Source organism: Streptomyces sp. VTCC 41912, from assembly GCF_045799175.1.
Lineage (GTDB): Bacteria > Actinomycetota > Actinomycetes > Streptomycetales > Streptomycetaceae > Streptomyces > Streptomyces albulus_C.
This window is the reverse complement of sequence record NZ_JBJMAB010000005.1, coordinates 1-17,892: the sequence shown is the minus strand read 5'-3', so window position 1 is coordinate 17,892 and position 17,892 is coordinate 1. Positions and strand designations below refer to the sequence as shown.

Here is a 17,892-nt window from a genome sequence, read left to right as displayed (position 1 = left end):
CGCCGCGGTTCACCAGTAGCGGCCGGCGAGCATCGCCTCCAGGGTGTCCCGGTGCAGGATCAGCCCGTCGGGGTCGGCCGGGACCGGCACCTCACCGAAGTGGACCTGGCGGTAGGCCACCCTGAGCATCACGATGGCGTGCCGCAGCGCCGCGTAGAGGGTGTGGAACTCCATGGCGCGCGGCGGGTGGCCGGTCAGCGCGGCGTAGCGGTCCTCGACGCGGTCGCGGCGCAGGAGTTCCGGCAGTCCGTGCTGCCCGCCGGACCGGGTGAGGTCCTGGAAGAAGCGGTGGAGGTAGATCATCCACCCCAGGTCGAGTTCGCGGGGGCCGAGGGCCGCCATCTCCCAGTCCAGGATCGCGGCGGGTTCGAAACCGTCGTAGACGATGTTGCCGATCCGCGCGTCACCCCAGGTCAGTACCGTGCCCCCGGGATCGTCGGGCCAGTGGTCGGCGAGCCAGGCGAAGCCGCGCTCGATGAGCGGGGAGCGGGGTAGACCGTCAACGACCCAGGTGTAGTAGGCGTGTTGGGCGTCTACGTGGCGTCGTAGCGGGTCTCCGGTGCCGGATGTGGCGAGGAACTGGGCGGCGTCGAGGGGGACTTGGTCGTGCAGGCGGGCGAGGACGGAGACGCTCGCCGCCTCCAGCCGGTCGCGTTCGGCGTCGCTCGCGTCGTGCAGCCAGTTCCCCTCGTAGGTGTAGGGCATGACGTCGGGCGGCACCCGGCCGGCAGCGCGGGCCATGACGAAGAAGGGCGCGCCGAGGTGCGCGGGGTCCTCCTCCAACCAGAAGGCGTGGGGCACCGGGAGGTCGGTGTGGTCGGCGACCAGTCGCATGGTGCGGTACTGCCGGGGCATGTCGTAGCGCGGGAAGATCGTGTACGCGGCGGGGTCGGCGGCGAGCCGGAGGGCGCAGGAGGTGGGGACCCCGCCCGGCGCGGGCCCGGGGGGCGGCGCGGCCGGGTGGTCGAGGTCGAAGAGCAGGGTCTCGCTGGACATGCCGTTGGAGGCGGGCACGGTGGCCCCGGTGGCGCGGGCGCCGGGCAGGCGGGTGGCGAGCCAGGCGGAGAGCCGCCGGGTGAGTTCCTCGGGGTCGCGGGTGGTGGTCCGGGGGCGCGGGTCGGCGGGTGCGTCCGGGGCGCGGTCCGCGCCCGGTGCGGCGTCGGGGCCGGGTCTCATCGGGTGGCCTCCCCCGGGCGGTCGGCGCGGTCCGGGGCGACGGAGTCGTAGCCGGTGAAGCCGCTGGGGTCGTGGCGGCCGAAGCTGCCGTGCTCGAAGATGCCGTAGCCGGTGCGGCCGTCGAGGGTGAAGCGGGCGGCGTGGTCGGTGACGCCGTACGCGGCGCGGGGGTGGGCGGTGGGGTCGCAGAGGTCGTAGACGCGGCGGTCGGTCCAGCCTCGGCCCTGCCAGGTGCCGTGCTGCCAGTCGTCGGCGGGCGGGTAGCCGGCGCCGAGGGCGAGCGGTGAGGAGGTGAGGACCTCGGCGGTGAGTTCGAGGGGTTTGCGGCCGGCGTCGGTGAGGTGGAGGACGGCGCGTTCGGGGTGGCGGGTGCCGGGGCGGTAGCTGATGTCGGCGTGCGGCCAGCCCAGTTGCCGGTCGGGGACGCCGTCGCGGACCAGCAGGGCCTCGTTGAGGGTGCGGTGGCCGTCGGCGTCCTCCTGGACGATGACCATGACGAACCGGTCGTCGAAGCGGACCGGGCACCAGATCCAGTGGAATCCCTCGGTCGGCGACTCGGCGGCGGCCCGGCCGCCGTCCTCGCCGGGTATCGGGCGCACGCCCCAGCTGCGGTCCCGGGTGCCGGTCCACTCCCCCGCGGTGACGGTGAGCTGCTCGCCGGCGGCGCGGAGGGTGCCGGTGCAGGTGCCGGCCTGGACGAAGCGGCGGCCCTCCAGGATCAGTCGGCCGCCGCGGTGCTGGGTGTGGTGCGGTTCCCAGGTGGCGGGGAAGGCGGCGGTCCAGGTCAGGTCGTAGGAGAGGCCGTCGGGGTCGGCGGGGTCGGGGGCGCAGGTGAGGCGGATGCGGCGCAGGGGTTCCTCGACGGTGAGGGTGAGCGGGCCGACGGTGAGCGCCAGGCGGTCGTCGGTGAGCGCGTCGGAGGCCCGGACGGCGTGCAGCCGGTCGCCGAGGCGGAGGGTGGCGTAGGCGTCGATGACGCCGGTGTTGGGGTAGACGCCGAGGCCGGCGATGAGCAGGGCACGGCCGGTGTGGTCCAGGACGTGGAAGATGCAGCGGTCGTAGGCGTTGCGGTCGCTGGTCGCCACCTGCCGCATGGAGAGCGGGGCTTGGTGGATCGGGTATTCGTCGAGCGGGATCGGGCGGTCGGACACGGTCCCTCCTGGGCGCGGTCGCACGGGGATCACCGGGAAACGAGAAAATGACGGTACGTCAGATGTCGGCAGGCGGCCACACCGTCGAGGAATGTAGGTGGCACGAAGGGATAGCGCCTGTTACGGTCGCGCTCGTTCACCGTGGCCCGGACCCGACCCCAGGAGCGACGACGATGCCCCCTGCCCCCCTCCGATGCCCGCGCTGCGGACGCGCAGCGGACGGCTTCACCGGCTGTGCGTCCTGCGCCCGCGACGACGTCGGCGTCAACACCCCGCCCCCGTTGGCGGATCTGAGCGGCCTGGACCTCGCGGCGTATCCGGGTGGACCGTGGGGCTGGCCCGCCGCACTGCCGGTGTCCGGCCCGCCCGTCACCCTCGGCGAGGGGAACACCCCCGTCGTCCGCCTGCGCACCACGTCCGCGACGGCCGCCCGACCCACCACCGGGGACGGCGGGTTGTGGCTGAAATACGAGGGTGCCAATCCGACCGGGTCGCACAAGGACCGGGCGATGTCCGTGGGGGTGGCGGCGGCGCTGGCGGCCGGGGCGGACACCGTGGTCGCGGCGTCCTCGGGCAACGCGGGGGCGGCGGCCGCGGCCTACGCGACCCGGGCCGGGCTGCGCTGCGTGGTGTTCACCACCGACGCGGTGCCGCCCGAACTCCGGGCGCAGATAGACGCGTTGGGGGCCGAACGGCAGGTGCGAGGGGACGGCACGGCGGAGCGCAACGCGGCGATGGCGGAGGCCGTCGCGACGCACGGGTGGTACCCGCTGACCAGCTTCTCGACGCCGTCGCCGGGCGGCAATCCGTACGCCAACGAGGGCTACAAGTCGGTCGCCCACGAGCTGGCGCGGGACTTCGCGGGGCGGCCGATCGACACGGTGGTGGTCCCCACCAGCCGGGCGGACCTGCTGGCCGGAATCGCGCGTGGTTTCCGGGAGTTGGCGGGAGCCGGGCTGATCGCCGAGGTGCCCCGGCTGGTGGCCGCGGAGCCCGCGGCGGCGGCGCCGTTCACCGCCGCCCTGCGCCAGCCGGACCGGGCCGATCAGGAACGGACGCGGGTGAACTCGGGTCCGACGGTGGCGTTTTCGTTGGGTGAGCGACGGCCCTGCTGGCAGGGACTCGACGCCCTGTGGCGCACCGGCGGCACCGCGGTGGCGGTGGACGACGAAGTGACCATGGCCGAATATCGACGGTTGGCCGCGGAGGGGCTGCTGCTGGAACCGTCGTCCGCGGTCGCGGTGGCGGTGGCCCGCACCCTGGTGACCGGGCCGGACGCGGTGGTCGTGGCGATCGGAACGGCCACCGGCATGAAGGCGCTCGGGACGGCGTCCGGGCGGGACGGCGACTGAGCGCGCCGGGCCGGCGGGGCGGGGCGCCGGCCCGGCCCCGCCCCGGTGGCTCAGTGCGACTCGGGCCCCGCCAGGTGCCGGGCGATCACCATCCGCTGAATCTGGTTGGTGCCCTCGACGATCTGCAGCACCTTGGCCTCGCGCATGTAGCGCTCGGCCGGGAAGTCGACGGTGTAGCCGTAGCCGCCGAGGAGTTGGACCGCGTCGGTGGTGACCCGCATCGCGGTGTCCGTACAGAAGAGCTTGGCCATCGCCGCCTCCTTGGAGAACGGCAGGCCGGCGTCGCGCAGCCGGGCGGCGCTGAGGTACAGCGCCCGACCGGCCTCGACCTGGGTCGCCATGTCCGCGAGCATGAACCGCAGCCCCTGGAAGTCCGCGATCGGACGGCCGAACTGGCGGCGGCCTGCGGTGTACGCGAGGGCCTCGTCGAGCGCCGCCTGGGCGACCCCGACGGCGCAGGCGGCGATGCCCAGGCGGCCGGAGTCCAGCGCCGAGAGCGCGATGGCGAAGCCCTGGCCCTCGTCGCCGATGCGCCGGGAGTCCGGCACCCGGACCCCGTCGAAGTGCAACTGCGCGGTCGGGGAGCCCTTCATGCCCATCTTGCGCTCGGGCTTGGCGGCGCTGAGTCCCTCGGCGTCGCCGGGCACGAGGAAGGCGGTGATGCCGTGGGCGCCGCTGCCGCCGGTGCGGGCCAGCACGGTGTAGAAGTCGGCCACCCCGCCGTGGGTGGTCCACGCCTTGGTGCCCTCCAGGATCCACCTGTCGCCGCTGCGGGTGGCGCGGGTGGTCAGCGAGGCGGCGTCGGAGCCGGCGGCGGGCTCGGACAGGCAGTACGCGCCGAGCAGGCCGCCGCCGAGCATGGCCGGCAGATGCGCGGCGCGCTGCTCCTTGCTGCCGAACCCGGCGAGGGCGTGACAGGCCAGGGTGTGCACGCTGACGCCGAGGCCGACGGTGAGCCGGGCGGCCGCGAGCTCCTCCAGGACCTGGAGGTACACCTCGTAGGGCTGGCCGCCGCCACCGAACTCCTCGGCGTACGGCAGGGAGAGCAGGCCGGATTCGGAGAGCAGGGTGAACAGAGCGCGGGGGAAGCGGCCGGCTTCCTCCTCTTCGGCGGCGAGCGGCCGGATCTCACGCTCGGCGAGCTCGCGAACCAGGGCCATCAGGTCGCGGGCCTCCTCGGTGGGCAGCCTGCGGTCCACCGGCGGGGGAACGTAGTCGGTCATGGCGGCGCTCTCCTCCCTTTCGGGCGCTGCGGCACCGCGCGCGGGGGTAGGGCGGCGGCGCCGGATTCCGTCGTGCCCCGCTGATGATCGCGTCCCGGGTCGCGGAAGGCGATGACCTGCGGCAGTGGCGCTAGGAGTATGCCCGATCGGCGGCCTGGCGTCACTGGTTGATCATCGATTGCCCGGCGGATCCGGACCGTTTCGGGCGCCGTGCGGCACCACCGGGAAATTGGTCCGAACCATTGACTCACTGGTCTAGTCCATCTAACTTCTCCTCCAACGTTCCGCGCGTTCATGCCAATTCGGCAGGCATGCGAGCCGGAACGCCGCCATGCTCCACCCTCGCCCCCCTCCGAGGAGACGACATGCTCAGACCGCACCGGATGCGAGCGCCGCGGAAGCTGATCGCCACCGCGACCGCCTTGTGTACCGCGGCCCTGGCCGGCACCCTCTTCGCCGGCTCTGCCTCTGCCCACCCGTCGCCGGCCACCGCCCCCCACCCGGTCACCGCGGCCCAGACCACCGCGACCCAGACCACCGCGGCGGGCAACAAGGTCGTCGGGTACTTCACCAACTGGGGGATCTACGACCGCAATTACCAGGTCAAGAACATCGAGACCTCGGGCTCCGCGGCCAAGCTGACCCACATCAACTACGCGTTCGGCAACGTCCAGGGCGGCAAGTGCGCCATCGGCGACTCCTACGCCGACTACGACAAGGCGTTCACCGCCGACCAGAGCGTCGACGGCAAGGCCGACACCTGGGACGACCCGAACGGGCTGCGCGGCAACTTCAACCAGCTGCGCAAGCTCAAGAAGCTGCACCCCAACCTCAAGGTGCTGTGGTCGTTCGGCGGGTGGACCTGGTCGGGCGGGTTCAGCGAGGCCGCCAAGAACCCGGCGGCGTTCGCCCAGTCCTGCTACGACCTGGTCAAGGACAAGCGCTGGGCGGACGTCTTCGACGGCATCGACATCGACTGGGAGTACCCCAACGCCTGCGGCCTGACCTGCGACACCAGCGGCAAGGACGCCTTCACCAACGTGCTCAAGGCGGTGCGGGACAAGTTCGGCCAGGGCAACCTGGTCACCGCGGCGATCACCGCGGACGCCTCGGACGGCGGCAAGATGGAGGCCGCGGACTACGGCGGCGCGGCGCAGTACGTCGACTGGTACAACCCGATGACCTACGACTACTTCGGCGCGTGGGACGCCAAGGGGCCGACCGCCCCGCACTCCCCGCTGACGTCGTACAACGGCATTCCGAAGGCCGGGTTCAACACCACCGACACCATCGCCAAGCTCAAGAAGCTGGGCGTGCCGGCCGGCAAGATGCTGCTGGGCATCGGCTTCTACGGACGCGGCTGGTCCGGCGTCACCCAGGACGCCCCGGGCGGCACCGCGACCGGCGCGGCGCCGGGCAAGTACGAGGCGGGCATCGACGACTACAAGGTGATCAAGGGCCGCTGCCCGGCCACCGGCACGGTGGGCGGCACCGCCTACGCCAAGTGCGGTGACCAGTGGTGGAGTTACGACACCCCGCAGACCATCGGCACCAAGATGGCCTACAAGGACGCCCAGGGACTGGCCGGGACGTTCTTCTGGGAGCTGAGCGGGGACACCTCGGACGGCGAGCTGATCAAGGCCATCAAGTAGCCGCGAGCACGGCGGCCCCGGGGCGACGCCCGGTCAACGGACCATCCTGAGAAACGGGGAACCCGAGCGGGCGGGAGGCACCGGCCTCCCGCCCGCTCGGCCGTGTGCGGCCGGGCGCGGGAGTCAAGCCGGTGGGCGGGGCGGCGCCGGGCAGTCCGGCTCGTACTCCTCGATCAGTCGGAGGGTGTCCCCGAGCCCCCGGACGAGCAGCTCCACCACGGTCTCACGGGGGAGCTCCTGCTCCTCGATCCAGTCCAGGGTGACGCCCTCGACGCTGGAGAGCCAGCCGGTCAGCGCCGTGCGGGCGAGCGGCGGGATCTCCTCGCGGTCCCAGGCACCGCGCGCGATCGTGCCGAGGAGCCGGGCGCGCACCTGGGCCCGGATGGCCAGCACCTCGGCGTCGAAGCCGACGCCGCCGGTGACGATCGTGCGGTAGGCGGCCTGGTGGTGCTGGGCGTAGCGCAGATAGCCGTCGACGGTGCGCCGGACGCGGTCGACGGGCGGCAGGTCATGGGTGCTGCCGGCGCGCTCGACGAGTTCCGCCACCGCGTCCTCGATGATCGCCAGGTAGTAGCCGCGCTTGTTGGTGAAGTAGTAGTAGATCAGGCCCTTGGCGACCCCGGCCTGGCGCGCGATGTCGTCCATCGACAGCGCGTCGTACGAGGTGTCGGCGAACAGCTTCTTCCCGGTGGCTATCAGTTCGGCACGGCGTGCCTGGTAACGCGCGGTGCCGCGGGGGCTCCGCGAGGCCGCGTGTCCGCACTGTTGACTCTTATTCAAAATCCGCCCTAGTCTCCAACTGCCAAGAGTTTTGCGCAGTATGACAGAACGTCACCTGCGCATTCGGACCTGCGGCGGACCCCCGCAGGCAGCTCCATGAAGCACTTCCCTCGCGCATTCGACCACTGCCCCGGGGAGGACGCAGTGAGCACACCGAACGGCAGGGCGCCCGAAGGGCGAACCTCCTGGAAGAAGACCGCGGCGGTGGCGGTGCCCGCCGTCCTCGCCGTGGGCGCACTGGCCACCGCGATGGCCCAGGGCGCACTGGCCGCCTCCTTCGCGGTGTCCGGGACCAATTTCCAGGTCGCGTCGGGCAAGCTGACCAGCGAAGGGCTCGCCTCGTACGTGCACACCGACCGCGACGCCGACGACCGCGGCCACCCCGTCGCCCTCCTGGGCATCGGCAAGGCGAACCTCACCGACATCTGCCAGGCGGCCCGGGTCAAGACCCCGGTCGGCACCGTGGTGTTCAAGCTGACCGCGGGCGGGCCGGCCGGTGCGGTGCGCGCCGACAGCCTCATCATCGACGGGGAGGACCTGGTGGGCGACGCCCGGTTCGGCACCGCCCAGATCGGTCGGGACGCCAGCACGCTCGACGCGGTGCCCGGCGTCAAGGGACCGAGCGGGAAGTTCGGACTCCAGGCCGGCAACATCGAGGTGGCCGGCGTCAAGTCGCACGCCTGGTCCGCCACCGGCGGCAACTTCCGGCTCAAGGGACTCCGGGTGAGCGTCAGCCTGGACGGCACGGCGTGCTTCTGAGGGCGCGCCGGGCGCGATGGGGCGCCCGGCTGGATCGGACGCTGCCCTGGCCTGAGCGGCGGACGGCGTTCCGGCGCTGGCGCCGGACCCGGCCGTTCTGGGCCGGACTGCTGCTCCTGCTGGGCGGCGCCGAACTGGTGCTGGTACCGCTCTCCCCGCTGACCGTCCTGGTCAGCCTGGGACTGGGCGGACTGGCCGCGCTCGGCATCGGACTGGCGCTGGTGGCGGCCGGGGTGTTCCTGTGGTGCACGCCGGCCGCGCACCACTACGTGAGCGTCAATGCGCTGATCCTGTCGGTGCTCTCGTTCGCCGCGACCAACCTCGGCGGGTTCCTCGTGGGGATGGGACTGGGGATCGCGGGCAGTGCGCTGGGCTTCGGGTGGACACCGGTACGGGACGGACCGGACGCGCCGGCGCACGCACCCGCCGCCGGGCCGCCGGACGCCGGTCCCGAGGCCACCGGCCCGACCGCCACGGGCCCGGCGGACCGGACGCCCGCACGCCGCCGCGGGACCGGCAGCAAGGCCCTGGCCGTCGGTCTGCCGCTCGTCCTGCTCACCGCGGTCGGCGGCCCGACGCAACGGGCCGCCGCGACCGGGACGCCGGCACCCCCCGTCCCGCCGACCGTGACCACCACGCGGTTCGCCCCCCAGGGCTTCACCCTGGCCGGCGTCACCACCGTCCCCACCGCCGGCGGGCCGCTCAAGGTGATGGTGCTGCGCATGAAGGCCGCCTCGCTGACCGACTACCGCCTCACCACCCACGACCGGCAGGGCCCCCAACTCGGCCTGAACGCGGATGCGTTGGACCTCAAGGGGGCGGTGACCCTCTACCTCACCAAGTTCAGCGGCTGCATCGAGGGGATCCTCTGCCTCACCTTCACCCCCGACACCCTCCCCGTGCCGCCCGTCGTCCCACCCTTCGTCTACATGACGCGGGTGAGTGCCGAGCAGGCACTGGTGACGTCGGACCTGATCGTGGCGGACGGCCTGCGGCTCCAGGCGGGCGCCGGGGCCACGGACACCACCGGCGGTGACTGAGCCGATCCGTTCCGATGCGGGGTTTACGCCCCTGCCCGGCACGAGCAGCATCGGCGTACGGGGCCGGAACCGCATCGAAGAGGTGACGCGTGCTCAACCCTTGGCTGGCGATGGAAGCGGGCGCCGATCCCGGCGAACGCCTCCGCACGGTGCGCCGCGCGCACGAGGCGTTCCTGGCCGACGGGACGGTGGCACCACCGGTCCGGCAGGTGGTCGCCGACTCCTGGCGCCGCTCGGCGCGGGCGTGCGCCGCACCGGACGGCGAGGTCCCCGTCGAGCTCGACGAGGCCGCACTGCGCCCCTACCGTGCGGCCCATCCGCTGGCCCGGGCCATGCCGGTCTTCCGGGAGCTGCTCGGCACCATCGCCCAGGACGGCGCGCACCTGCTGGCGGTCTGCGATCCGCACGGACGGCTGTTGTGGGTGGAGGGGCACTCCGGGGTATTGCGTCGCGCCGAACGGATGAACTTCGTGGCCGGCGCGCGGTGGGACGAGCGGCACGCCGGCACCAACGCACCGGGCACCGCGCTGGCCGCCGACCACGCCGTCCAGATCTTCGCCACCGAGCACTACAACCGCCGGGTGCAGCCCTGGACGTGCGCCGCCGCACCGCTGCACGACCTGCGGACCGGGCGGCTGCTGGGCGCCGTCGACATCACCGGCGGCGACCACCTGGCCAGTCCGCACAGCCTCGCCCTGGTGCAGGCCACCGCGCGCGCCGCCGAGGCGCACCTCGCCGCGCAGGAACGGAGTTCGGGCACGTTCCTGACCGCGCTCGGCCGCGACGAGGCGCTGCTGGTGCGCGACGGCGAACGGCTGCGACTGGGCCGCCGGCACAGCGAGATCATGGTGCTCCTCGCCCACCATCCGGCGGGCCTGACCGGCGATCAGCTCGCCGTGCTCCTCTACGGCGAACGGGAGGTGCGTCCGGTCACCCTGCGGGCCGAACTGTGCCGACTGCGCCAACTGGTGGGACCGCTCCTGCACTCCCGCCCCTACCGCCTGGACGCCCCCGTCGAAACCGATCTGCACGCCACCGAACGACATGTGACGACCTATCACCTCGCCGCGGCACTCGACACCTACCGCGGCCCGCTGCTGCCCTGCTCCGAGGCGCCGGGCATCCGCCGGCTGCGCACCGCGCTGGAGGACCGGATGCGCCGGGCCCTGCTCGCCACCGCCGACCCGGACCAGTTGCGCGCCTGGTCGCTCACGCCCTGGGGCGAGCACGACCTGGAGGTCCGAGAGGCACTGGTGGCCGCCCTGCCGGAGCGTTCCGCGGTCCGCCCCGCCTGCGTGGCGGCGGCCGGACGACTGCGCTCCGAATACGGTCTGGCGCCCGCGCTCCCCGCGGATTCCGGGCCCCCGACACCCCGGTGACCCGGTCCGGTCGCCGGCCCCGCGCCGCCGCTCCCCCGCGCAACGTCCGCGCAACGTCCGCAGCCCTACCCTCCCCCCACCGCCCGCCGCACGGAGCGTCGGGCCGCGCCGCGCGATCGATTGGGAGGCCGCCCCATGGCTCGTTATGCGAACCCCGGTTCCGCAGATGCCGTGATGAGCTATCAGCCCCGCTACGACCACTGGATCGGCGGTGAGTTCGTCGCGCCCGCCCAGGGCCGCTACTTCGAGAACCCGACGCCGGTCAACGGCCAGCCGTTCACCGAGGTCGCCCGCGGCACGGCCGAGGACGTCGAGCGGGCCCTGGACGCGGCGCACGCGGCGGCCCCCGCCTGGGCCCGCACCTCCGCCGCCGAACGGGCCGGCGTGCTCAACAAGATCGCCGACCGGATGGAACAGCACCTGGAGGAACTGGCGGTCGCCGAGAGCTGGGAGAACGGCAAGCCGGTGCGCGAGACGCTGGCCGCCGACATCCCCCTGGCCATCGACCACTTCCGCTACTTCGCGGGCGCGGTCCGCGCCCAGGAGGGCACCCTCTCGGAGATCGACGAGGACACCGTCGCCTACCACTTCCACGAGCCGCTCGGGGTGGTCGGGCAGATCATCCCCTGGAACTTCCCGATCCTGATGGCGACCTGGAAGCTGGCCCCGGCCCTGGCCGCCGGCAACACCGTGGTCCTCAAGCCCGCCGAACAGACCCCCGCCTCGATCCACTTCCTGATGAGCCTGATCGCCGACCTGCTGCCGCCGGGCGTCGTCAACATCGTCAACGGCTTCGGCGTCGAAGCGGGCAAGCCACTGGCGTCCAACCCCCGGGTCGCCAAGATCGCCTTCACCGGCGAGACCACCACCGGCCGGCTGATCATGCAGTACGCCTCCGAGCACCTGCGCCCGGTGACCCTGGAGTTGGGCGGCAAGAGCCCCAACATCTTCTTCGACGACGTCTCGCGCACCGACGACGACTTCCACGACAAGGCCCTCGAAGGCTTCACCATGTTCGCCCTCAACCAGGGCGAGGTGTGCACCTGCCCGTCCCGCGCGCTGATCCAGCGCGGCCACTACGCGGACTTCCTGACCGCCGGTGTGTCCCGCACCGAGGAGATCGTCCAGGGCCACCCGCTGGACACCGACACCATGGTCGGCGCCCAGGCGTCCAACGACCAACTGGAGAAGATCCTCTCCTACTTCGACATCGGCCAGAAGGAAGGCGCCAAGGTCCTCACCGGCGGCACCCGGGCCGAACTCGGCGGCGAACTGGAGGGCGGCTACTACGTCCGCCCGACCGTCTTCGAGGGCAACAACGACATGCGGATCTTCCAGGAGGAGATCTTCGGCCCGGTCGTCGCCGTCGCCCCGTTCGCCGACTTCAACGAGGCGATCGCCCTAGCCAACGACACCCTCTACGGCCTCGGCGCCGGCGTCTGGACCCGCGACGGCTCCACCGCCTACCGCGCGGGCCGCGCCATCCAGGCCGGCCGGGTGTGGACCAACTGCTACCACGCCTACCCCGCCCACGCCGCCTTCGGCGGCTACAAGCAGTCCGGCATCGGCCGCGAAACCCACAAGATGATGCTGGACCACTACCAACAGACCAAGAACCTCCTGGTGTCGTACTCGCCGAAGAAGCTCGGGTTCTTCTAGAGACCCGAGGAAAGGCGCCTGACCTGGGCTTTTACCCGTCAGGCGCCTTTCGCTCGGTCTGCTCGGACCGGCGCCTGGTTTACGTCGTAACTCCCGGTTTCTCGCACTGCTATCCCACTCCTGACCAGCTGTTCCGGACCAGTCGCGGACCAAACCCCCGGCTCACCCCCCAGGTGCCGTGTCCTGGCTGACGCGGTCCCACTCCTTCATCGACTGCTCGATGAGGCGGTTGGCCTGCTCCCGGACCCCGTCCAGGAACTTGGCGTAGTGGCGGAAGAGGACTTCGATGCTCTGGCCCGCGCGGCGAGCGCATTCGGCCGGGTCCACTGCCTGCCTGCTGGCGAGCCAACCCCCGTAACAAGAACGGTTGGCAGCTTGCGGAATGGGCCGGTCGCCGCACTCCGGATGGCCTTCAGCGGTTGTTGAACAGCAGTGTCTGGGACCCAGACGCCCTGCGCGACGACGTCCGCGCTTACGTCGGTGACCGTCTTGGTCCGGATGGAGTGCTGATCACCGACGACACCGGCTTCGTCAAGAAGGGCACCACCTCGGCCGGGGTGGGGCGGCAGTACACGGTGCCGCGCGGCAGCCGGCTCGGCCGGGCGCCCGTGAGGAGCAGAGACCGCCGGGAGCTCGGCGTGGCAGCGTCAGCGGGTGCGGCGGTAGGAGCGCGTGGACGGTTGCGTCGTCGTGGTAGCCGTCCGCGTCCTCGTCGGCAGCAGCGACCAGTGCATCCGCCAATGCCTGCGGATCATCCTGGTGCGTGCGGCACAGTTCCTCCGCCGTCTCCTGGTCCACCTGATCCGAGACCCGTCCGAGACGAGCAGCACCAAGCGGATCTCCTCGCGGATCTCGACCTGGCAGCAGGTGGCGACGCCGGCCTGTGCCAGCCCCAGGCATGCCCAGGTGCCCTGGGTCTCCGCAACCTCGGCGGGCACCAGTTCGATGGTCTTGCCGCCGTTCCACCGCAGCCATGGGCCCATCGTCTGGTCGGTGGTCCACTGGGTGAGCGCAGCCCCGTCCCAACCGTAGGCGCGGCAGTGCCCGATCCAGTGCACGCTGGCGGCCAGCCCGGCTCCATGCAGGCGTAGACGGCGCTGGCGTGCGGCGGGACGTCGTAGGCGTGCGCCATCTGCCTGGCCGTGGTCAGCCCGGCCAGGCCGCCCATGACCATGCCGGTGTGGGTGATCACCGCCGGCGCGATGGCCGCGTGGGCGACGACCGCCGCGTGGTGGCCGGCCCCGTCGACCACCGCGGCGTACATCCGGTCTCCGCGCCGCTGAACCTGCTGACCGTCCGCGGACGGAGGCTCCGTGCCCGGTCGGCACGCCGCTCCCACCACGACCCCTTCGACCTGCGCCTCCTACTCGGCCTTCTTGGTCATCCGCCCAACTCCTTCACGGTTGTGAGACCGAGGCCCTGGTCGGCCCCGTCCCAGGAACTTCGCCGACGCGCTGGCGGAGGACTGCCGAGCTGGCTACGGCGTCGCCCCCGATGTCTGGGCCCGGAGCGCGATGACCCGGTGACCGAGCCGCCCGCCGCCACCGCCCGCTGAACACCCGCGGGCCCAGCCGATGTCCGGCACCGCCGGCAGCACGGGTCCGCGCCCACGAGGGCTCGCGCCTCGATCGGCACACATGCTCGCCGCGACCGTAATACCCCTCCACGCTCAGCCACCCTCAACGGACCCGATCTTGTCCAGGCCCGCATGCGGCTCAAGAACGTCGAGGATGGCCCCATCGAGGAGCAGCCCACCTCACGAAAGCCCCCCGCCCACCCTCGGGCGGGGCGGGCTTCTTCCTTGCCCAGGTCAGTTTGGTGGTGGGGCTGCCGACGAGGCGGCGGTGGGACGGGAGCGCCACGTCCTGACGACCGCGATGGCGATAAAGAGGAAGGCCAGCGCTATGGACAGGAGACGGGCAACGGTCCAGACCGGGCCGACAACCGCCCTATCGGGCCCGCTGGCCTCGTAGATCAGCCGCATAGTGGTCTCGACACTGACCACGGCAGGGATCAGCAGTTGGAAAGGCAGCCGCTGGAACGGTCGAAGTGGACAGGAGCCAGCGCGGGAGAAGTATCCGGCGAGTCCGCAGACCGGCCCCAGCACGGTGGCGAACGCACACCACACCGCGATCATCGACAGGAATTCGTTCCAGCCGAAAGCAACTGCACCGTTAGCCGGAGCGTTGAAGTCCGGCACCCTGAAGTCGCCTAGGATCGCCTTGGTCACGTAATAGGACACGACTGCGACCACGAGCACACCCCACGCCGTTAGGGCCGCTCGCCTTGTGGATCGCGCCACCCATCCAGCACCAAAGGCGAGTAGCGCGTACATCGAGCCCGCAACGAGAACGATGCTCGCCACGTGGCTCACCGGGTTACCCGCTGACTCCAAGAGCGGGCCGGAGACTCCGACAATCAGGCCGCCCACAAAGGGAAGCCCGACAGGCAAGAGGGCTGGGAGCATAAAAGGACTCCAGTCGGTTTCCCTGATCACGTCAGGGCGTTGACAAGTGCATCGAAGGCATCACTGCTCGTGGCGAGTCACGAGCAGTGATGCCTTCGACCGCTGCGGTGCGGTTGGTTCAGTAAATGCCCCAGTAGGCATTGCACTTGTAACCCCAGCCGTTCGTGCTGGAAGCGTTAGCCCAGACATCGGGGCCTTTGACGTCCTTGTTGGTCTTGCTGCCGATGGCAACGCTGGCTGAGTGCTTCTTGGTGGTGTGGATGTAGTTCGAATAGCACTTCTTGTAGAGGCCATCCTTGCTTGTGCCATAGTTCCAAGTGCCGCCACCCACGCTCACCCTCGCGAGCGGGCCAGAGCCCTCGTCGAAGGTTGCCACACCCCACTTGACAGGCTTCTCACCGTTCGGGCCTATGAGCGCGGCCGGCGGGGCTTCGCCATCTGACGCGGTATGAACCCGACTCCGAGAGGCGACCGGGGAGGGAGCGGCAACGGCTGGGCCGGAGGCGATCAACACCCCATCCGTGATCGCCACTGAGGCCACGAGAAGAGTCAGCCACCCGACATGCACCTTCTCTGGATTTTTCACGACGGGAATTCAACATCCTCCCAACGAGCGCCATTTGACCCGCAACTGGGTTGAACGATCTTGTGGCTAGGATTCTGCCGATTGTGCTCGGATGGCATCCAGGGGCCGAAAGACCCATGTTCAATTACCTCGACCGGGTCTCCTGGGTCATCAGTGCGTCCACTGCCGTCACAGGAACCAATGCGCCCCGGTCGCACCCAAGCTCAGGTTGCCGAACCGCAAGAGCAGCGCTGACAATGCCCCACATACAGGTGGTGACGGCCTGCGCATTTAGGTCGTGACGGCGCCTCGAAGCCCCCGCGCTGCGCCGGGCCACGCCCGTCGGCAGGCACTCATCGCGCTCGTCGCGGCGCCCTGCCTCTTCCTGCTGATGACGCAGCCCTGGCGGTAAGCCACGGCCGGACGCGGCCGTGGCACCAACCTCACAGGGCAACACAGTAACTTTGCCCCGACACCTTGGACCCCAATGCCCTGGGCGACATACAGGGCACCCACCACGCCGTGGAGCTCACCGATCCTGGTGACGGCACTCTGCGCCTCGGCCATCGTTCGCCCGCCCGGAAACGGCGAGCTCGGGATGGAGGTGCGCGACCGGTGAACCACACCACTGGGCTCTCGCCCCGGCCCCTCGTCAGGCTCCAGATCCGACCCGAGGAAAGGACCGCCGCATGAACTGGCAGCCCGTACATCCGTACCTGGCTCCACCGCCGGCACCTGCGCCCGCCACCGCAGCGATACTGCGCGCCGGAATCGCCGAGCACCCCGCCGTCCACCGCTGGCTGCCCGCGTTCGACCGCGACTGGGAAGCAGCCCTGGAGGAATCCCGCGCGACCTTTGACCTCACCGCGCTGCACGAGGTCGTCCGCAAGTGGCAGGTCCAACTCGACACCGCTCCCGCCGTTGACCAGTTCATCGCCTACGGGTATCCGGATGACGACGGCGTCCCCTTGGAAGATGTGATCGGACTTCGCCGGTGAGCGACTCCTGGCCCACACAGCTCGCGCCGGAGCTCGTCGGCTACCTCGAGGACCTTCACCCGCCAGTGCAGGAGATGGTGCGCGACGTGCTGGCCATCGCGTCGCGCTCGCCGTGGTCCTGGCCCCAGTGGGATCGCCCTGAATCCGAGGGCGAGAACGTACGCCGCGCCTCGATCGGCTCGTTGACCGTCGTCTACTGGGTCAACCGCAGCCGCGGACACCTCCGCGTCATCGACATGGTCTGGGCCGGATAACCGACCGGAAAGGCGACTACGACGGCCGCTGTAGACCGTCCGCCGACCGCTCCGGTCCCGTCCGCAACACCGTCCCCCACAGCAGCCAAGGCCACCGACCTCGCCGTCCAGCCCACTACCGACGATGGCATCCGCGCCCTGGCCGTCGGCGCCGTCGCCGCCATCGCCAAGGACGCCGCCTTCCTCGGCGGCTTCGCCACCCCTGGGCCAAGGACACCCACGGCAACCCCGTACCCACCGGCTACCGCGTCGACAGCAACACCCTCGTCCAATCGGAACGGATCGCGGATTCCACGGCATTCCCCGTCGCCGCCGACCCCAGGTGGCTGGACGATGCGGCCAAGGGAGCCACCGCCGGAATGATCGGCGGATGTGTGGCTGGTTCCCTCGCCGGGGGGGGGAAGCCGGGTACGCCCCCGGAGTTGTCGCATCAGGTGTGGTCGGTGGCATCGCCGAAGCGATCGGCAGTCTTCTGAGCTGACGACCGCCGCCGTCTTCCTCCGATCCCGGACGACATGACCTATGAGGAGCACGGAAATGACAGACCGACTCGGAGAGGCCTTCCCGCGGCGTTGAACGAACCGTCTCGCTTCTGATGTTGGGCGGGCTGGGGATGGTCCTCGGGCTCCGCGTGCGCGACCAGTCCTTCGTGGCAAGCATCCTGTGGGGCTGGCCGGAGGGATCGCCCCGGCTCCGGTAGTCATGAGCGCCACCCAAGTCGCCCGGTACGTGGCCAAGCGGCGATCCACACGCTGACACAATCGAGACCGGGCCACACGTCACACCAGCCAGGGCAGACGCCAGGAGTGGACCGGCCTCGGTTGACGCGCCGAGAGGGCCAATAGGCCCCACTTGGCCTGGGCCGAACAGAACATGCCCGTTGGTCAGTTTGAGGACTTTCAACCTCGCCCCGTTGCTCGGAAGTTGAACTAACCTCAGTTCGGGTTTCCCGAGTAGGGCGACGCCCTGGACTGTGAAACCGCGCCTCAGCTGTTCAGGTTTCTAAATTTCCATGCCAAATGGAAGGGAGGTATACGGTGAACGAGCGGAACGCGTCCCTGACCAGGGACGAGCTGGACAGTCCGCTCATCGACCCGGTCGCGGCTCAGGCGAGCCACAGCGCCGCCACCGTCGACTTATTGCATCAGTAGGGCAATTCAGAGGGTGAGGTGAAGGGTGTAATCGCGTTCACCCTCTTGCACTCCCCGCTGTCGTGCTCTTGCTCATTACATTTCAGATCGCCATACGGATTCTGGCTCGCATAGCCTTGCCCTTGGCCTACCGCCGTCGAGCTGCTGCCGTCCGTTGGCCGGCGCCCTACAGCGGGTCCCAAAGACTGGAGGCCACCTCATGCTGATATCTCAGCGTCCCTCGTTGACCGAAGAGGTCGTCGACGAGTACCGCTCCCGGTTCGTGATCGAGCCGCTGGAGCCGGGC

Annotated in this window: 16 protein-coding genes and 1 pseudogene; 9 read left to right on the top strand and 8 right to left on the bottom strand. The window is 70.8% G+C overall.

Going from position 1 to position 17,892, the window contains the following annotated elements; all coding sequences use genetic code 11:
- Positions 1 to 9 precede the first annotated feature (9 nt).
- Entirely contained in the window at positions 10 to 1,176 is a 1,167-nt protein-coding gene (locus ACJ6WD_RS09190; protein WP_407615489.1) for a phosphotransferase family protein, read from the bottom strand.
- Positions 1,173 to 2,327, bottom strand: coding sequence for a hypothetical protein (locus ACJ6WD_RS09185; protein ID WP_407615488.1), 1,155 nt, complete (start codon positions 2,325 to 2,327; stop codon positions 1,173 to 1,175). The genes ACJ6WD_RS09190 and ACJ6WD_RS09185 overlap by 4 nt, the downstream gene beginning before the upstream one ends.
- A 173-nt stretch (positions 2,328 to 2,500) precedes the next feature.
- Between ACJ6WD_RS09185 and ACJ6WD_RS09180 the strand changes: the two genes are divergently transcribed.
- Positions 2,501 to 3,679 carry a pyridoxal-phosphate dependent enzyme gene (locus tag ACJ6WD_RS09180; RefSeq protein WP_407615487.1) on the top strand — a complete coding sequence of 393 codons (1,179 nt, stop codon included), beginning with the start codon at positions 2,501 to 2,503 and terminating at the stop codon, positions 3,677 to 3,679.
- A gap of 50 nt (positions 3,680 to 3,729) precedes the next feature.
- On the opposite strand, the gene ACJ6WD_RS09175 is transcribed toward ACJ6WD_RS09180, so the two are convergent.
- On the bottom strand, positions 3,730 to 4,902 hold the full coding sequence (locus tag ACJ6WD_RS09175) for an acyl-CoA dehydrogenase family protein (RefSeq protein ID WP_233658942.1): 1,173 nt from the start codon (positions 4,900 to 4,902) through the stop codon (positions 3,730 to 3,732).
- 365 nt (positions 4,903 to 5,267) lie between these two features.
- Between ACJ6WD_RS09175 and ACJ6WD_RS09170 the strand changes: the two genes are divergently transcribed.
- The gene (locus ACJ6WD_RS09170) at positions 5,268 to 6,554 is read left to right on the top strand and encodes a glycoside hydrolase family 18 protein (RefSeq protein ID WP_407615486.1); all 1,287 of its coding nucleotides are present in this window, start codon (positions 5,268 to 5,270) and stop codon (positions 6,552 to 6,554) included.
- Positions 6,555 to 6,677: 123 nt separating this feature from the next.
- Here ACJ6WD_RS09170 and ACJ6WD_RS09165 read toward each other — a convergent pair whose 3' ends face one another.
- The gene (locus tag ACJ6WD_RS09165; RefSeq protein ID WP_233658940.1) at positions 6,678 to 7,334 is read right to left on the bottom strand and encodes a TetR/AcrR family transcriptional regulator; all 657 of its coding nucleotides are present in this window, start codon (positions 7,332 to 7,334) and stop codon (positions 6,678 to 6,680) included.
- A gap of 144 nt (positions 7,335 to 7,478) precedes the next feature.
- Between ACJ6WD_RS09165 and ACJ6WD_RS09160 the strand changes: the two genes are divergently transcribed.
- The 4 genes from ACJ6WD_RS09160 to ACJ6WD_RS09145 all read left to right on the top strand — a co-directional run bounded on the left by ACJ6WD_RS09160 (position 7,479) and on the right by ACJ6WD_RS09145 (position 12,171).
- Complete coding sequence (locus ACJ6WD_RS09160; protein WP_407615485.1) at positions 7,479 to 8,093, top strand: DUF6230 family protein; 615 nt, start codon at positions 7,479 to 7,481, stop codon at positions 8,091 to 8,093.
- Entirely contained in the window at positions 8,084 to 9,133 is a 1,050-nt protein-coding gene (locus tag ACJ6WD_RS09155) for a DUF6114 domain-containing protein (protein WP_407615484.1), read from the top strand. The genes ACJ6WD_RS09160 and ACJ6WD_RS09155 overlap by 10 nt, the downstream gene beginning before the upstream one ends.
- An 89-nt stretch (positions 9,134 to 9,222) precedes the next feature.
- Complete coding sequence (locus tag ACJ6WD_RS09150) at positions 9,223 to 10,512, top strand: GAF domain-containing protein (RefSeq protein WP_376447542.1); 1,290 nt, start codon at positions 9,223 to 9,225, stop codon at positions 10,510 to 10,512.
- A 135-nt stretch (positions 10,513 to 10,647) separates the two neighbouring features.
- Positions 10,648 to 12,171 carry an aldehyde dehydrogenase family protein gene (locus ACJ6WD_RS09145; RefSeq protein WP_407615483.1) on the top strand — a complete coding sequence of 508 codons (1,524 nt, stop codon included), beginning with the start codon at positions 10,648 to 10,650 and terminating at the stop codon, positions 12,169 to 12,171.
- A gap of 162 nt (positions 12,172 to 12,333) precedes the next feature.
- On the opposite strand, the gene ACJ6WD_RS09140 is transcribed toward ACJ6WD_RS09145, so the two are convergent.
- The gene (locus ACJ6WD_RS09140) at positions 12,334 to 12,498 is read right to left on the bottom strand and encodes an integrase (RefSeq protein WP_331248860.1); all 165 of its coding nucleotides are present in this window, start codon (positions 12,496 to 12,498) and stop codon (positions 12,334 to 12,336) included.
- A gap of 17 nt (positions 12,499 to 12,515) precedes the next feature.
- Between ACJ6WD_RS09140 and ACJ6WD_RS09135 the strand changes: the two are divergent.
- Positions 12,516 to 12,758 (top strand): annotated as a pseudogene (locus tag ACJ6WD_RS09135) (transposase); the annotation flags it as partial.
- Positions 12,759 to 12,818: 60 nt separating this feature from the next.
- Here the strand turns inward: ACJ6WD_RS09135 and ACJ6WD_RS09130 are convergent.
- The 3 genes from ACJ6WD_RS09130 to ACJ6WD_RS09120 all read right to left on the bottom strand — a co-directional run bounded on the left by ACJ6WD_RS09130 (position 12,819) and on the right by ACJ6WD_RS09120 (position 15,224).
- Positions 12,819 to 13,229, bottom strand: a complete 411-nt coding sequence (locus tag ACJ6WD_RS09130; RefSeq protein ID WP_407615482.1) for a hypothetical protein — start codon at positions 13,227 to 13,229, stop codon at positions 12,819 to 12,821.
- A 752-nt stretch (positions 13,230 to 13,981) separates the two neighbouring features.
- Complete coding sequence (locus tag ACJ6WD_RS09125) at positions 13,982 to 14,425, bottom strand: hypothetical protein (protein ID WP_407615481.1); 444 nt, start codon at positions 14,423 to 14,425, stop codon at positions 13,982 to 13,984.
- Positions 14,426 to 14,756: 331 nt separating this feature from the next.
- The gene (locus ACJ6WD_RS09120) at positions 14,757 to 15,224 is read right to left on the bottom strand and encodes a lactococcin 972 family bacteriocin (RefSeq protein ID WP_407615480.1); all 468 of its coding nucleotides are present in this window, start codon (positions 15,222 to 15,224) and stop codon (positions 14,757 to 14,759) included.
- A 668-nt stretch (positions 15,225 to 15,892) separates the two neighbouring features.
- Between ACJ6WD_RS09120 and ACJ6WD_RS09115 the strand changes: the two genes are divergently transcribed.
- Positions 15,893 to 16,201 (top strand): DUF6247 family protein, encoded by a 309-nt coding sequence (locus ACJ6WD_RS09115; protein ID WP_233658933.1) that lies wholly within the window; start codon positions 15,893 to 15,895, stop codon positions 16,199 to 16,201.
- Positions 16,198 to 16,455 carry a hypothetical protein gene (locus ACJ6WD_RS09110; protein ID WP_407615479.1) on the top strand — a complete coding sequence of 86 codons (258 nt, stop codon included), beginning with the start codon at positions 16,198 to 16,200 and terminating at the stop codon, positions 16,453 to 16,455. The genes ACJ6WD_RS09115 and ACJ6WD_RS09110 overlap by 4 nt, the downstream gene beginning before the upstream one ends.
- Positions 16,456 to 17,892: the final 1,437 nt, after the last annotated feature.

Excerpts from the sequence above, each read along its gene's own strand:
- ACJ6WD_RS09175 (WP_233658942.1), bottom strand. The coding sequence starts at position 4,902 with ATGACCGACTACGTTCCCCCGCCGGTGGACCGCAGGCTGCCCACCGAG.
- ACJ6WD_RS09190 (WP_407615489.1), bottom strand. The coding sequence starts at position 1,176 with ATGAGACCCGGCCCCGACGCCGCACCGGGCGCGGACCGCGCCCCGGAC.
- ACJ6WD_RS09180 (WP_407615487.1), top strand. The coding sequence starts at position 2,501 with ATGCCCCCTGCCCCCCTCCGATGCCCGCGCTGCGGACGCGCAGCGGAC.
- ACJ6WD_RS09170 (WP_407615486.1), top strand. The coding sequence starts at position 5,268 with ATGCTCAGACCGCACCGGATGCGAGCGCCGCGGAAGCTGATCGCCACC.
- ACJ6WD_RS09145 (WP_407615483.1), top strand. The coding sequence starts at position 10,648 with ATGGCTCGTTATGCGAACCCCGGTTCCGCAGATGCCGTGATGAGCTAT.
- ACJ6WD_RS09115 (WP_233658933.1), top strand. The coding sequence starts at position 15,893 with ATGAACTGGCAGCCCGTACATCCGTACCTGGCTCCACCGCCGGCACCT.